This window comes from Paraburkholderia panacisoli, from assembly GCF_008369935.1.
Classification (GTDB): Bacteria; Pseudomonadota; Gammaproteobacteria; order Burkholderiales; family Burkholderiaceae; genus Paraburkholderia; species Paraburkholderia panacisoli.
Genome location: NZ_VTUZ01000044.1, coordinates 40,849 through 54,480 on the forward strand (window position 1 = coordinate 40,849; position 13,632 = coordinate 54,480).

Sequence of the window (13,632 nt, forward strand, 5' to 3'; positions counted from 1 at the left end):
TGATGCGGGGATCAGCGCACGGACTCCCGCCACGCCCCGCGCATCGCGCGCAGGCCCACTCGCCATTTGCGCAACGCAAGTCCCACGCTGCCGCGTTCGAACGCCAACGACGAAGCGCGCAGGAACCCCCGGGTCCTGCGCGATCTCCGATCAGCGTCGAGCAAGCGACGAACGCCCATCGGCCGGCCGGCCCCAGCTATTCGCACATGATGAGCAGAAGATTGAACGACGCGTTATAGATAGCGACGTCGTTGAAGGTGAGGCTGTCGCGGCGCGCGCATCGGCACGATCAGAATGCATTGCGCCCGACAAAGCCTTTGAAGATCGTGATGAACACGATTTTCATATCGAACCAGAACGACCAGTTGTCGATGTAGAACAGGTCGAACTTGACCCGCGCTTCCATCTTCTCGACCTTGGTCGTGGCGCCGCGATAGCCGTTCACCTGGGCCCAGCCGGTGATGCCGGGCTTGATCCGGTAGCGGTGCATGTAGCCGTACACCTGGTCCTTGTAGAGATCGTCGTGTTCGATCGCGTGGGGGCGCGGGCCGACCACCGACATCTGTCCGAGCAGCACGTTGAGGAACTGCGGCAACTCGTCGAGGCTCGTGCGACGCATGAAGCCGCCGAGCTTCGTCACGCGCACGTCGTTGCGGGTGGCCTGGGTGATCTGGCCGTGCGCTTCGTGGTGCACGGTCATCGAGCGGAACTTGTAGATCGCGAACGGCTGGCCGTCGACGCCCTTGCGGGTCTGGCGAAAGAACACGGGCCCGGGCGAGGTAAGCTTGATGCCGATCGCGAGCACGATGAACACCGGCGCGAGCGCGAGCAGTGCGAGCGCCGCGAACAGGCGGTCGAACATCAGCTTGGGCCACATCTGCGGCGGCGAGATGGGCGTCGCGCTCAGATTCAGCGTGGGCAAACCGACCACATCCCCCAGCGCGTGCTTGAACAGCGACAGGCTGCGCACATCGGGAATGAAGCGCAGGTTCACGAAGTCGTGTCTGAAGGTATGCGCGAAGCGGTAGAGCGTATGTTCTTCGGAAAGCGGCAGTGCGAGCCACACTTCGTTCACGTGCTCGTCGCGCACCTTGTCGGCGAACGCATTCAGATCGGTCAGCACCGGCAGGCGGCTAAGGCGCGGGCCATACGCGCCAGCGCCTTCGACGCTGGTGTCGAACACGCAGACCGGCTTGAAGCCGGCTTGCGGCGCATGTTCGAGATGCGCGAGCAGCGTGCGCGAAAATCCCGGCGCCCCGACGATCGCGACCGTGCGCACGTTCATTCCGCGACTTCGCACGCTGCGCAGCACGACGTGCATCGCGCACCGCGCGACGATGATCAGCGCGCCGGAGATCAGCGTCGAATAGCCGAACCACAGACGCGACACCGCATCCATCCTGTGCAACGTGAACGCCAGCACGAGGCCGGTGGCGACCACCATCATCCACGCAGCGGCGATTCTCGCCAATATCGGCGCCAATGCCTTGCCGCGCCACGTTTCGTACACGCCGAAGCCCGGAAACAGCAGCAGCACGAGCACGCAGTTAAAAGCGATCAGAAGACGCTGGGTGTCCGACAACGCGATTGGCGTGGAGTAGCGCAGCCAGTGAGCAAGCAGACCTCCCGCAACCACGAAGAGTGCGTCGAGGCATCGCGCAGTATTCCTGAACATATTTGGCTTTTATCCACTAGTCGACCGGTGCGGCGTTTATTCGACGGCTTCGGCCTGGCGAAGGCGCGGCAGCAGACGGTCGAATTCACGCTTGACGAGGCCGTAGCATTCGCACGCGCGCGCTTCGAGGCCCTTGCGGTCGAGCACCTTGATGTGGCCGCGGCTGTGGTGGATCAGACCTTCGTCGTGCAGCTTGCCCGCAGCTTCGGTAATGCCTTCGCGGCGCACGCCGAGCATGTCGGCGATCAGCTGCTGGGTTACCGTCAGATCATTCGACGCGACGCGATCCACTTCGATCAGCAGCCAGCGGCACAGTTGCTTGTTCAGCGCGTGGTGACGATTGCAGGCCGCAGTTTGCGCGACTTGCGTGAGCAGCGCGTGCATATACAGCAGCATCAGGCGGCGCAGGAAATCCGAGCGGGCGAATTGCTGTTTGAGCGCCTGTGCGCTCATCCGGTATGCGAAGCCGGCGCATTGCACCTGCACGCGGTTCGGCATGGTTTCTCCGCCGGTGAGCACCGGCACGCCGGTCATGCCTTCGCGGCCGACCGCGGCGATTTCGACCGAGCTGCCGTCTTCCATCGTCGAGAGCATCGAGATGATCGCAGTGGTCGGGAAGTACACGTGGTGAATACGTTGGCCGGAGTCGCACAGCAACTGCTCGGTGCGCAGATGAACCAGTTCGAGGTGGGGAGCTAGCGCTTGCCATTCGTGCGACGGCAATGCGCCGAGCAAATGGTTACCGTGCAGATCGGATTGAAGTGTCAACATGATCGGTCCTCGCGTGAAAGACGCGGTTTGGCGACTTTCTGTTTTTTGATCCGATGCCTGTATCCGTTTATGAACGACATGCTGCCTCACAAGCAGCGGAGGATGAACAGGACCGGCCCCGTATTGGCCTTGGCACATCACCGCCATTCTTCTGAAGCTTCGATGAGGCACCGTGTTGCGCAAGGATATTAGCGAGGAGCGTGCCAATGGCATGCAAAGCAAGCACTGGTGCGGCGCAGCGAACCGGGCCCCCTCATTGTGCGAAGCCAAATGTGGCTTTTTGTTTCAATTCTGTACAACGCCCTGCGGGGAAGTCCGCGTTTCGCGGCTCGGCCTAAAACGACGCCAGGCATTGATGGCATTGGCTTTGCGGCTGATAAAGGGGAGCCCCGCGTAGTTGTCTGAAGGTTGCGAGAGCCCTTCCATGCTCGTCGTAATGCGATGTCCGGGATGTGCCGGAATTGATTCAGAAGTGTTCAATGCCCTACGTTCGCTGGCGTACGGTTCGCCTTTCTGACGAGCCGGGAGTCGCGCAAGAACCAACAGTGATGCTGCGAACCAGACACATGCACGCGTGTAGCGCGAGGTTTTTCGCGGCTTGCGAAGGAGTGCCTAGTTCAGTGAGACATTCAGCGGTAGAAGCTGGCGGATATCGCATTGATCGCGCGCACTTCGCCAGCGGGTGTCGGGCATGTTGCATCATCTTTAAATGCGGACTTGGCTGTGCGCGCAACGATTCGTTGCAGCGACGCGAACGGCGTCGCTGCGATCAGCGGCACGATGCGAGGGCGGTTCGGCGCGAGGTGGAACCAGTCGTGCGCGGCCCGGTAGTGCGGGTCAATGATATGAACGAAGCGCGCAAAGCGCTGTGCTTCGATGACGAGCCGCCAGCCTTCACGAGTGTGCTCGACGGCCACCGTCAGGCCGATGTCGTGACGCTCGTGCACGTGCCGCTCGGGCAGGTGAAACGTTTCCGACACGGTCTGGCCGCTCGCGGCGTCGCGCAGTGTTGCAATCGTGACCTCATGTGCGCGCGGGCCGAAACGATAAGCGTGTGTGAAGTCGAAGAACTGGCCGAGGCATGCGGCCGCACTGAGGCGTTGCACGCTGTGCGGCTGCAACTCGACTGTGCAGTTCGCGGATGCGACCCGAACGTTGCCATCGCGCAGGCAGACCAGTTCGAGTTGCGCGCTAAACGTTTGCGCGCGCTCGTTGATCAGATGAATGTCGAGGCCGTTGAGGCCTTCGTCGGTCATGACCACCTGCACGGGTTGCAACGTTTGCGAGAGGCCATGCAGCGCGCTTTTTGGCCTTCCTGTCGCATCGATCACGCCCCATCCCGCGCCGGCCCGCAGATCCTGCAACTGCCACACGAGCGCGCCGCCGCAGTTCGAGTCCGCGCGCCGCCATTCGGCGAACACATCGCTCATCAGCTCCGCCACCACCGCGCGTGACAGATCCAGATATCGTTCGGTGTCTTCGTAGCGCAGCCGCGCGGCGTCGACGCCGTAGCGGGTGCGCAGATAGTGGTCGCGCACGTCGTCGAAATCCCAGCCCGCGCCAGGGTCGCGCGGCACAGCGGCCTTCCAGCGCGGATCGTGCGAATTCAGCGTGCCGAGCGCGTCGTGCAAGGTGGTGTCGTCGGGCACGTTGGCGAATGCGAGGCATTCGGCGGCGAAGCGCACCTGCGCGCGGCGCACGTCCTCGAGCGGACGCTGATACGCGCCGACGCCATAGTAGTGCGCGATGCCTTCGTTAGTCGAAAACGGCCAGGGGCCCCCTGACGGCGAGTTGCCGATATACGGCAGGTCCGGCCGTTCGCGCGCGACGATCGCGGGCAGGTGTTCCGTGAACACAGCTTGCGCGCGCCGCGAAGGCGGCAGGCCGAACATCGCGGCCTGCTGGTCGGCCTCGCTGCCGCCGCACAGCACCGCGAGCGCGGCGAAGCGCCGCGTGCGGATCAGAAACTGGCTGGCTTCGCGTTCGATCGACGCTTTGAAGGCGGCATCGTTGGGGTAGTCGAAATTCGCCAGCGCGAAGTCTTGCCAGACGAGCAGGCCGTACTCGTCGGCGAGCGCGTAAAAGGTATCGGACTCGTACACCATCGTGCCGCCCACGCGCAGCATGTTCATGCCCGCGTCGCGAGCCAGCGCAAACGTATGCCGCAATTGCGCGTCGGTGCCGGCGAGCGTGACGAGGTCCGCGCTGGTCCAGCATGCGCCGCGGCAGAATACCGGCACGCCGTTCACGCGTAATGCGAAGCCGGCGCCGTCGGCGCCGCGTTCCACCTCGATGCTGCGAAAGCCGATCGAGCCCAGCGCGTGACTGGTTGCGCGGCCGTCATCGATTTGCAACGTCAGAGGATATAAAGTGGGCGCCCCATGCGTGTGCGGCCACCAGCGTTCTGCACGAGGTACGCGCACACTGCCGCTCAGTGTATATGCATCGCTCCATGGCAATGACGAGACAGAGATGCCGCATTTGAACGTTGCGCGGCAGGTGGCGATATCGTGCGGGTGCACGAAACGTAACGTCAGCGCAACAACGCCGTCATCGTCTTCGATGCGACTCGTCAGATCAATCGTGTCGAATGCGTGCGGCGTGGTGCCCAGCAATTCGACCGGACGCCAGGGGCCGGCCGCCTGGATCGATGGACACCAGCCGGGCATATGGCCGAGCAGGGTGGTGCGCACGTTGCGCAACGTGGGCGGCGACACGAGCCGTGGCCGCCAGCGCGCGCGCGAGCGCTTTTCCGCCAACGCTGGTGTCAACGAGCGAAAGCATAGTGCGAGCGTCGCGGTGCCATTCAGTTCGATGTCCAGAGTATGTGCGATGAACATCGAATCGGATTCGAGATGCCTGACGCCGTCGAGCCACACTTCGGAGAGCGTGGCGAGCCCGTGCAGACGCAAACGGCGTTTGCCCGTTCCGGTGAGCGTGACGCGATACCAGTGATCGTCGAACGCGAGCGGCGGCGGATCATGGGTGTCGAACAGGCCCGCCGCGCGGCGCGCCCCGGCCACGGTGCCGGGTACCTGTGCTTCGAGCCAGCCATGGGCCGGCAAATTCGCTGGCGACTCGCACGCGCCCGCTGGCGTGCTCAGACATTGCCAGCCCGAGTCGAGCCGCTGCGGCCACGGCGATCCACGCGTGCTGTCCGCGCTGACTCCCGTGCCGTCTGCCTGCGCGATAGGCCGGTCTTGACCGGCAAGGGCCACGGTTGCGAGCGGGCCGCTGCCGTCGCCGCTTTCATCAGCCGCCGGATCGAGCATCAGTGGATCCACGGCGAACTCCCGGATAGCCGACGCTGCGCGAGACGAACCTCACCGCACCAGCGCGGCGAGCGGCGGCAGTGTCTTTTCATAAGCACTTTCCAGTACGTCGAAGCAATCTTCACATGGGTCGCGCCGGCCGCGCGCGATGGCCCGCACGAGCCGGAACTGCATCACCATCGACTCCGCCGCGATGCGCTGCGCCGCATCCGGAATCGACTGCGGAATCTCGAAGCCTTGGGCGGACAGCCACCGCAGATACTTCGACAGAAACTCGAAGTTCGCGCCGAGCTGACGCATCAGGTTGAACGAGTACGGATGGAAGAAGGCGTCGCCGCGTTCGAGCAGCATGTCGAGATGCGCGGGAAACACGGCACGCCATTGAGAAACCGGATTGCTCAGTGGGCGGCGCAGCAAATGCGCGCACAGCAATTCCGCCGACGCTTCCGCGAGCGCGGTGCCCTCGAGCGCGGGCCGCGTCTGCTTGGCGAATTCCACGTACGGGAACAGCAGGTCGGGTTGCTGCGCGAACTGCGCAAGCTTGCGAAACACGCCGTCGTAGTCCTCGCCGTCGAGCCGGTGATAGCCGGTGTTGTGAAAATAGCCGAGGCGGCGCGCGTCGGGATCGATGAAGTCGATGCCTACCGTGGTTTTCGGATGCTCGCGGCGATACGACGTGGCGCGTGTATTCGGCAGGTAATAGCCGTCCACTTCGACCAGCACGGTATGGCCGCGCAAAGTCTGCGCAAGCACGCGGGCTTCGAGCGAATCGTAGATAGCCAGTTCCTGCACTTGCGTGCCGTACAGCCGTTCGAGGTCTTCGAGCGGAAACTTGAAGAACGTGAACTGGTCGCCCTCGAAATCCTGCGTGACGGTGAAGGCGAGCGCGGCGCGCGGATCGAGCCCGAAGCCGTGCAGCAGTTCGATCCACAGATCGACGTAGCAGTTGGTCTCCTGCCACACGCGCTCGCCCTGATGCAGCGCGTGCGGCGCGTGCTCGCGCAAACCCGCGCCCGCCACGCTTTGAGCGGACAAACCGGCGCGCGGCGGCAAGGCGGCACGCGTGCCGGGCAGCGCCCTCGTCAGAGAGGAACTCATGCGCCGGCTCCAGTGCGTTGCGCCGCGTGCATGTCCTGCAGCCCATGCGCGACGCGCGCTTCGGTGTCACCCCACAGCAGCGCGCGCACGTCGTCCGGCCAGCGGTTCACGTCGAGCCCATGATGGCGGAACAACGCGAGCGTGATGCGCTCCATGCCGAAGCCGACACACCCCGTATGCGCGACCGAGCCGTCTGCGCAGGCGATCTTCCAGATCGCGCCGAAGTGCTCCATGTGATAGTTGAACGACAGGCAGGCCGTCTTGCCGCGCGGGTCCGCGACCGGAATCAGCAGCTCGAACTTCAACGCCTGGGCACGCTGGCTATCGGCGACGATCTTGCCGCCGCGCCCGAAGAACGGGTCGTTGGCGAGGTCCACGTCGACTGGCAAATGCAGCAGCGTCACCAGCAGCGAGCCGCGCTCGATCCACATCTGCCGGAATGCCATGACCTGTTCGGCGTTGCCGAGGCGCACGTATTCGCGTTGCCGGAACATCTGCATGCGGCCCGGATCGAGCGACGGCTCGTGACGGAAGCAGTACGACAGCACGTCGATCGTGCGGCCATCGGCGGGCAGCGCGCCGCGCCGCGCGATCACCGGGTAGATCGGATAGCAGGCGGCGGGCGTCAGCACCACGCGCGTGGGCTTTTGCTGCGCCATCCATGCGTCGCTGCGGTCGCCGTCGCTCTCGCTCGTCGCATCGTCGAGCGCGCGCAGCAGGCGCTGGTGGCCCATGTCGTTGCCGCAGAACGAGTGGATCGTGCCTGCCAGGTTCGGAAAGCTCTTCAGATATTCGCTGTCCTCGAAGTCGGTGCGGCGCATGGCCGGCGGAAAGCGCAGCACTTCCGGCTGCTGGTCCGCACCCAGATGCGTGATCGCCACGTTCAAGCGGTCCACCACGTCTTCGAAAATCTGGCTGCGGCCATACAGGCCGTTTTCGCCGGTATCGATCAGCAGGCCGGCGGCAAGCAGTTCGTCGCGAAAGCCCGGCGCCGTTGAGGTTCCGGCAGCCGCATTGGCCGCGGCTGTCGCGGCGGTATCGGTCATTGGGTTCATTCAGGCTTTTCCCGGGGCGGCAGGGCGCTGCGCGAGCAACAGGCTCGCGGTGTTCTGCGCGATGCGGTCGTTGTTGATCATCAGCGGCGCGGAGTGCAGGTCGCGCAAATGGCGGCCGACGCTGTACGGTGTGCCGTTCTTGTAGCCCGCCATGCCGCAGATCATCAGGACTTCCTGAACGACCTGTAGCGCGGTGTTCGAGATGCTGGTCTTCAGCGTGTTCATGTCGGATGCGAAGCCGAGCTGCGCCGCGAGCGGCGCATCGGCTTGCGCGCCGCCGTGGCGGGCCTGGTGCGCGATGCGCGCGGCTTCCAGCGCGACCGACAGGCGCGCCTGCATCATCTGCAGCAGACCGACCGCTTCGGCAAGGCGCAGGCCCGCGGGCGGCACCGAGCCGGGCTTCGCGCGAGCCTGGGCGCGGAAGAAGGCCTTCGCGCGATTCACCGCGTCGGCTGCGATGCCGGTCCACACCGAAGCCCACAGCGTGTGCGAAACCGGCAGCATGGTCTGGTCGGCGATCTCGCCGAACGGCGTCGGGAGAATCTGCTCGGCGAGTCCCGTCGCGACGAGGCGGAAGCCCTCGCTGCAGGTGCCGCGCATGCCCATTGCGTCCCAGCCGCCGCGCTTTTCCAGTTGGGTGTCCTCACGTAATGCGACGATCAGCACCTGATCGGCGGCGGCCGACTCGGCGGTGCGGCGCGCGGTGACCAGAATGCCGTCCGCGTGCGCGCCGTACGAAATCGTCGGCGCGAGCTTGTCGATCCGCAAGCGCGCGCCGTCGAGTTCGACCGAGCATGCGCTGGTGCGCATGTTGCCGCCGATGGTCTCCTCCGACGTTGCCGAAGCCAGCAGCCATTGATGCTCGACCAGCTGCGCGAGCAGATGCCGGTGCCAGGCCGAGTCGCTGCCATGCGCGTCGATGCACGCGACCTGGATCTGATGCATCGCATACACCATCGCGGTCGACGCGCAGCCTTGCGCGAGGGTTTCGCAGATCGCGCCGATTTCCGCGAGCGACAGCCCCGCGCCGCCGAATGCCACCGGCACCATGGCCGACAGCAAACGCTCGCGCTTGAGCGCATCGAATGCCTCGCTGGGAAAGCGCGCGTCGCGGTCCACCGCATCGGCGAACTGCGCGGCTACCGCGGTGCAACGATGCGCCGCGGCGCGCCAGCAGGGTTCGGCCTCGAGCGCCGTCAGCTGGACGGCCGCATCGGCGTCGTCATGCGCCGGCGCTTCGTTGCGCGGGACCGCCGCGTCGAGCAGCGGCGCGTTCATGCTGCTTTCGCCTGTTGCAATTCGACGATCGCGGCGGCCATCGAATCGATGCTGGAGAAGAGCCGCCGCGTCAACAGACGGTCGGGAATTTCTATGTCGAACTCATCTTCGATGGCCAGCATCAGATGCACGGTTGCGAGCGAGGACAGGCCCGCGGCATAGAGATCGGCGTCGTCCGCAAGGCTATCCGGGGCAACGTCCAGACGGGCGGATTCGGAAAGGATGCGGCGTAATGCGTTCTTCATTTCGTGGTGCCTCCTTGTAGTCCAACTGTCTTCGGAAGGTGTCGACGAAAAGCCGCTACAGATGCGGCTTTTGGTCGTTATCGGCCCGGTCCACATCGTCGACGCGTCTCGATGGCTGTGACTGCCTCACGCCTGCGGCATCCGTCTGCTATGTGCAGAGGCTCGCGATACCGTGCACCGGTAGGGCGTATTTGAGAGTTGTGAAAGCCCAGCGTCGGTGCGATGCCGCACGGAAACTGCCTTTTCGCGGACGTACCGTGTAGCCATGACAACAAGCCGGTGTGTTGAGCCGGGCCGTCGAGGGCGTCATGCGATGCCGGCCCTGTCGAACTCAAATGACCGCTGGGGAACTGGATGAACTGGAAAACGCTGGAATTCGATCAGCTCTCGGCACGTGAGCTGTATGTAATCTTGCGGGCGCGCAGCGCGGTGTTTGTGGTCGAACAGTCGCACGTCTGTCTCGACGCGGATGGCCACGACGAAAACGCGCTGCATGTGTTTGCGGTGGAGGACATGGCGCGGCCGATGCCGATTCTCGCTTATGCGCGCGTGCAACCCGGCGACGCGGAAGACCCGGAAATCACCATCGACAAGGTGTTGACGAGTCCGCTGCGGCGCGGCGACGGCACCGCGGAGCTGCTGGTCGAACGCGTGCTGGAGGCGATCGCGCAACGCTGGCCGGGGCACGCCGTGCGCGTGAGCGCGCCGCTCGGCTTGCGCGGCTTCTATGAGCAGTTCGGCTTTCGCAAGACGGTAGGGCCGTTTCTCGAACACGGTGTGCCGTTCATTGGCCTCACGCGCCAGGTTCGCGCGAGCCAGCCGCGCTTCGGTTCACGGCATCGTGCGCGCACGGCCGTGGTCGACACGTTCGAGCTGCTGTAGCGGTGCGCGTGCGGATCGCGCGCGAACCGTGGGCCGCGTGGCGCCGCGGCTGAAGGGCGGAACGAGGGGGACTGCAGGCACGGTATCACCCGTACCCAACATAAAACGACCAATGGGGCGACCAGCGAGACCAGACCGAACACTCACGGGAAGCGCGCTGATGAATCGCATCGTAGAACCAGGCAATTCGCTCGACCTGAGCTTGGGCGCGGGTATCACGCAGACCTTTGCGCGTTTGTCGGTGTAGCCGGGGATTCTCGCGGGTGGAGAGCGGGCACGCGGCTCTGGCCGTTGCCGCGTGAGCGTAGCCCGAAGCAGTTGATCGGCTTGATGAGCGACGAATCGCTACTCGAAGCCACACTGAGCCGACTCGATGACGCGTTCGTCGTGGCGGCGCACAGCATGCCGCCGACCGATCCGTTCGCGGCGCCCGCGCCGCTGGTGGTCTGCTGCGAAGAGCTGCGGCTGCAAACGCGCGACTCGAACAGAGTGGACGCGAGGGTCGACTGATTCTCTGCGAGCAGGAAGCGCTCCTCGCAACGCGTGACGAGCGCCTTGCCGCGCACTACGGTCCACCCTTCGGCGCGAGAATGATGCATCTGCAACGATAGACGCTCTGTAGCCATACGCGGTTGCCGCGCGCCGCATGCGTGAGCGCCTCCGCCAGCGCCACGCCGAACGCTTCACGATCGGCGATCAGATGATCGGCTGGCACCGCGAGGATGACCGGATCGTCGCCGTCGGCGGCTGCCGCGCGTGCGGCGAGCGCAGCCACGGTCAGTGCGGGCGCTGTGTTGCGCGGTTGCGCTCAAGCACCATGCGCACCTCGATCACTTCGAGCGGTGTCTTGCCAGGGTTCCCGATCCGGTGCGTGACGCCGTGAGGAATGAAGGTGCGCACGGGCGCCTATCTCGCCGAAGACGACATCGTGCGTTTCGACGATCAAAGCGGCCGCGCTCAGCCCGGCGGTGAAGCCGGCAAGGTCGCTGCGCGCTGAGCGGCGCTCAAGGCACGGGCGCGTGGCTCGTCGGCGGCAGGTAGCGAAGCTCCGGGATATACAGCGATATACGGCGCATGCGCTCCATCACCCCGATTTGTCTTTTATCACCTGGCGTATTCCGCCAGTGTGCAACCGCGAGCGCCTGAAATCAGACAATTCGATCCCGCTACGTGCGTATTCGCACTATGCAAATTCGGCGACACAGGCACGCTTGAGACGCAAGCATAAGGCCCTTTAAAACGTCCAGCGTTACACAGAAGAAACAAATCTTCAGAGGGATAACCCTGTCAGGAAGTGTCCCAACTGGCGCAACTGTTTTGAAGCTAGCAACGTATCGTAAAAGCATAGTCGCGCGCACAAAAAACGACACGCAAGGGCCGCTCGATCAACACGCTACGCGGGGAAAACACCGCTTCGGGGAGAGTGCCATGGAACAGACAAACAAAGAGCGATCGCTGGTGAGCAAAGTAATGGATGGGCTCGTCGCCGGCATCGTCGAAGAGAAGTACGGCGCGATACTGCCGCCGCAGGACGTCCTGTCCAAAGAGTTCAACGTCAGCCGCACCGTGATGCGCGAGGCGCTGTCGATGCTGCTCGCGCGCGACATGCTGGACGTGCGGCCGAAGATCGGCACACGCATCCGGCCGATGAGCGACTGGCGCATGATCGACGAGGACGTCGTGAACTGGCGCTTTCGCGCGAAGCCCGACCCCCTGTTCCTGCGCGACGTGATCGAATTCCGCATGCTGATCGAGCCGCGCGCGTCGGCGCAGGCGGCCGCGCGCGGCAGCGCCGCCGACATCGCCGCGATCCGCGAGGCGTTCGACGCGTTTCGCGTGATCCGTCCAGGCGAGCCGGCCTATCAGGCAGCCGACGAGTTGTTCCATACCCGCATCGTGGTGGCGAGCGGCAACCAGTTTTTCAAGCAGATGGCGGCGATCGTTCGCGGCGCGCTGTCGACCGTCAACCCTCTGGTCACCGACAACAACGGCTTGTGGGAAACGGCGGTGAGTTCTCATCAACGCGTGCTCGAAGCGATCGAACGGCGCGACCCGAAAGAAGCGGAAATCGCAGCGCTGGCAATGATCAACTACTCGGCCGAAGAGGTCGGTGGCAAATTCTCAGCGGAGCCGCCCACGCGCGTCTGAACGCAGCCGCGCAGGCGGCCTTCCAATAATCGTTTCTCTTGCGAGACAGCGCCTGAAGCAAGGCGCGAGCCCCGGTTCGCGTCCACGTTCGGCATGCGCGACAATAGCGCCTCGTCTGAACCGCATGGACTCGAAGAAACGATGACAATCGCAACGCAGGAAACACCCCCGGGCGACGTGATTCGCTGGGGGATCGTCGGCGCGGGCCGGATTGCCCGCCGCTTTGCCCAAGGTCTCGCCCATGTGCCGCAAGCGCGACTCGCCGCGCTGTGGTCGCGCCGCGCGGAACCGGCGCAGGCTTTTGCCGAAGAATTCGGCGGCGAGGCGTGCGCGAATTTCGACACGCTGCTCAAGAGCGGGATCGACGCGCTCTACATCGCCACCGTCCAGGACAGTCACGCCGACTATGCGATCGCCGCGCTGCAAGCCGGCTTGCACGTGTTGTGCGAAAAGCCCGCCACCATCAACCGGCCGCAACTCGAGCGCGTGCTCGACACCGCGCGTGCCGCGCAACGGCTCTTCATGGAAGCGATGAAGCCGCCGTTCTATCCGCTCTACAAAAAATTGCGCGAGCATCTCGCGGCCGACCCGATCGGCGACGTGGGTCTCGTGCGCGCGGGCTGTTCGGTGCCGGGCGTGCCGGACGATCACCCGTCGCTATCGTTCGACCATGCGGGCGGCGCGCTGCTCGATATCGGCATCTACGAGATATTCCTCGCGGTGGACTGGCTCGGCGCGCCGCGCGAAGTGCAGACACTGGGGCGGCTCGGGGCGACCGGCGTCGATACGTTCGCGAGTCTGAACAGCCAGCACGAGCGCGGCATTGCGCAGCTCTTTTGCGGGCTTGATCTGCATGGCAAAGGCGATGCACTGCTGATGGCAAAAGGCGGCCACGTGACGATTCACGAACCGTGGTGGAACCCCTCGCGCGCCACGATCCGATACACCGACGGGCGCCTGGTCGAACTCGACGAGCCGTTCGCGGGCGGCGGCCTGAACTACGAGACTGCGCACTTCTGCGAGCTGATTCGTGCGGGACGCCTGGAGAGCCCGCTGATGCCGCACAGCAAATCCTTGCAGATGATCGCGATGGCTGATGCGGCGCGTGCGGCGTTGGGGCTGAAGTTCGCGGGCGAGTGAGACGCGGCTGAACCTGCGTGGCGGCGAGGCGCAGTGATACGATCTGCGCGGGCCCGCGAATGCGAATG

The 13,632-nt window shown here is 64.6% G+C and carries 12 protein-coding genes and 2 pseudogenes; 4 read left to right on the forward strand and 10 right to left on the reverse strand.

Features of this window, described 5'->3' with window-relative positions; genetic code table 11:
- Positions 1–289: 289 nt before the first annotated feature.
- From FVF58_RS40180 to FVF58_RS40210, 7 genes are all read right to left on the reverse strand, one after another.
- Positions 290–1,675, reverse strand: coding sequence for an undecaprenyl-phosphate glucose phosphotransferase (locus FVF58_RS40180; RefSeq protein WP_149675209.1), 1,386 nt, complete (start codon positions 1,673–1,675; stop codon positions 290–292).
- A 36-nt stretch (positions 1,676–1,711) separates the two neighbouring features.
- On the reverse strand, positions 1,712–2,446 hold the full coding sequence (locus tag FVF58_RS40185) for a Crp/Fnr family transcriptional regulator (RefSeq protein ID WP_007182187.1): 735 nt from the start codon (positions 2,444–2,446) through the stop codon (positions 1,712–1,714).
- A 629-nt stretch (positions 2,447–3,075) separates the two neighbouring features.
- Entirely contained in the window at positions 3,076–5,718 is a 2,643-nt protein-coding gene (locus FVF58_RS40190; RefSeq protein ID WP_425469016.1) for a glycoside hydrolase family 2 protein, read from the reverse strand.
- 51 nt (positions 5,719–5,769) lie between these two features.
- Positions 5,770–6,816, reverse strand: a complete 1,047-nt coding sequence (locus FVF58_RS40195; RefSeq protein ID WP_149675211.1) for a DUF1839 family protein — start codon at positions 6,814–6,816, stop codon at positions 5,770–5,772.
- Positions 6,813–7,871, reverse strand: a complete 1,059-nt coding sequence (locus FVF58_RS40200) for an amino acid--[acyl-carrier-protein] ligase (RefSeq protein WP_149675212.1) — start codon at positions 7,869–7,871, stop codon at positions 6,813–6,815. The genes FVF58_RS40195 and FVF58_RS40200 overlap by 4 nt, the downstream gene beginning before the upstream one ends.
- Positions 7,872–9,149 (reverse strand): acyl-CoA dehydrogenase family protein, encoded by a 1,278-nt coding sequence (locus FVF58_RS40205; RefSeq protein ID WP_149675213.1) that lies wholly within the window; start codon positions 9,147–9,149, stop codon positions 7,872–7,874. It lies immediately after the preceding gene.
- Positions 9,146–9,394 carry an acyl carrier protein gene (locus FVF58_RS40210; protein WP_149675214.1) on the reverse strand — a complete coding sequence of 83 codons (249 nt, stop codon included), beginning with the start codon at positions 9,392–9,394 and terminating at the stop codon, positions 9,146–9,148. Before FVF58_RS40210 ends, FVF58_RS40205 begins: the two co-directional genes overlap by 4 nt.
- A 354-nt stretch (positions 9,395–9,748) precedes the next feature.
- Between FVF58_RS40210 and FVF58_RS40215 the strand changes: the two genes are divergently transcribed.
- Together FVF58_RS40215 and FVF58_RS53495 are read left to right on the forward strand one after the other, a co-directional pair.
- Positions 9,749–10,276, forward strand: coding sequence for a GNAT family N-acetyltransferase (locus tag FVF58_RS40215; protein WP_149675215.1), 528 nt, complete (start codon positions 9,749–9,751; stop codon positions 10,274–10,276).
- Positions 10,277–10,529: 253 nt separating this feature from the next.
- A pseudogene (locus FVF58_RS53495) lies at positions 10,530–10,645 on the forward strand (sugar phosphate nucleotidyltransferase); the annotation flags it as partial.
- Between the two features lie 134 nt (positions 10,646–10,779).
- On the opposite strand, the pseudogene FVF58_RS54990 reads toward FVF58_RS53495, so the two are convergent.
- From FVF58_RS54990 to FVF58_RS54995, 3 genes and pseudogenes are all read right to left on the reverse strand, one after another.
- Positions 10,780–10,890 (reverse strand): annotated as a pseudogene (locus FVF58_RS54990) (hypothetical protein); the annotation flags it as partial.
- Complete coding sequence (locus tag FVF58_RS40230) at positions 10,842–11,051, reverse strand: hypothetical protein (protein ID WP_246217424.1); 210 nt, start codon at positions 11,049–11,051, stop codon at positions 10,842–10,844. The pseudogene FVF58_RS54990 and the gene FVF58_RS40230, both read right to left, overlap by 49 nt.
- A 2-nt stretch (positions 11,052–11,053) precedes the next feature.
- On the reverse strand, positions 11,054–11,176 hold the full coding sequence (locus FVF58_RS54995) for a hypothetical protein (protein WP_149675217.1): 123 nt from the start codon (positions 11,174–11,176) through the stop codon (positions 11,054–11,056).
- A 528-nt stretch (positions 11,177–11,704) separates the two neighbouring features.
- Here FVF58_RS54995 and FVF58_RS40240 point away from each other — a divergent pair.
- Together FVF58_RS40240 and FVF58_RS40245 are read left to right on the forward strand one after the other, a co-directional pair.
- A complete protein-coding gene (locus tag FVF58_RS40240; protein ID WP_149675218.1) occupies positions 11,705–12,424 on the forward strand; it encodes a FadR/GntR family transcriptional regulator in 720 nt (239 codons plus the stop codon).
- Positions 12,425–12,565: 141 nt separating this feature from the next.
- Positions 12,566–13,564: a Gfo/Idh/MocA family protein gene (locus FVF58_RS40245; protein ID WP_246217425.1), complete on the forward strand. Its 999-nt coding sequence runs from the start codon at positions 12,566–12,568 to the stop codon at positions 13,562–13,564.
- Positions 13,565–13,632: the final 68 nt, after the last annotated feature.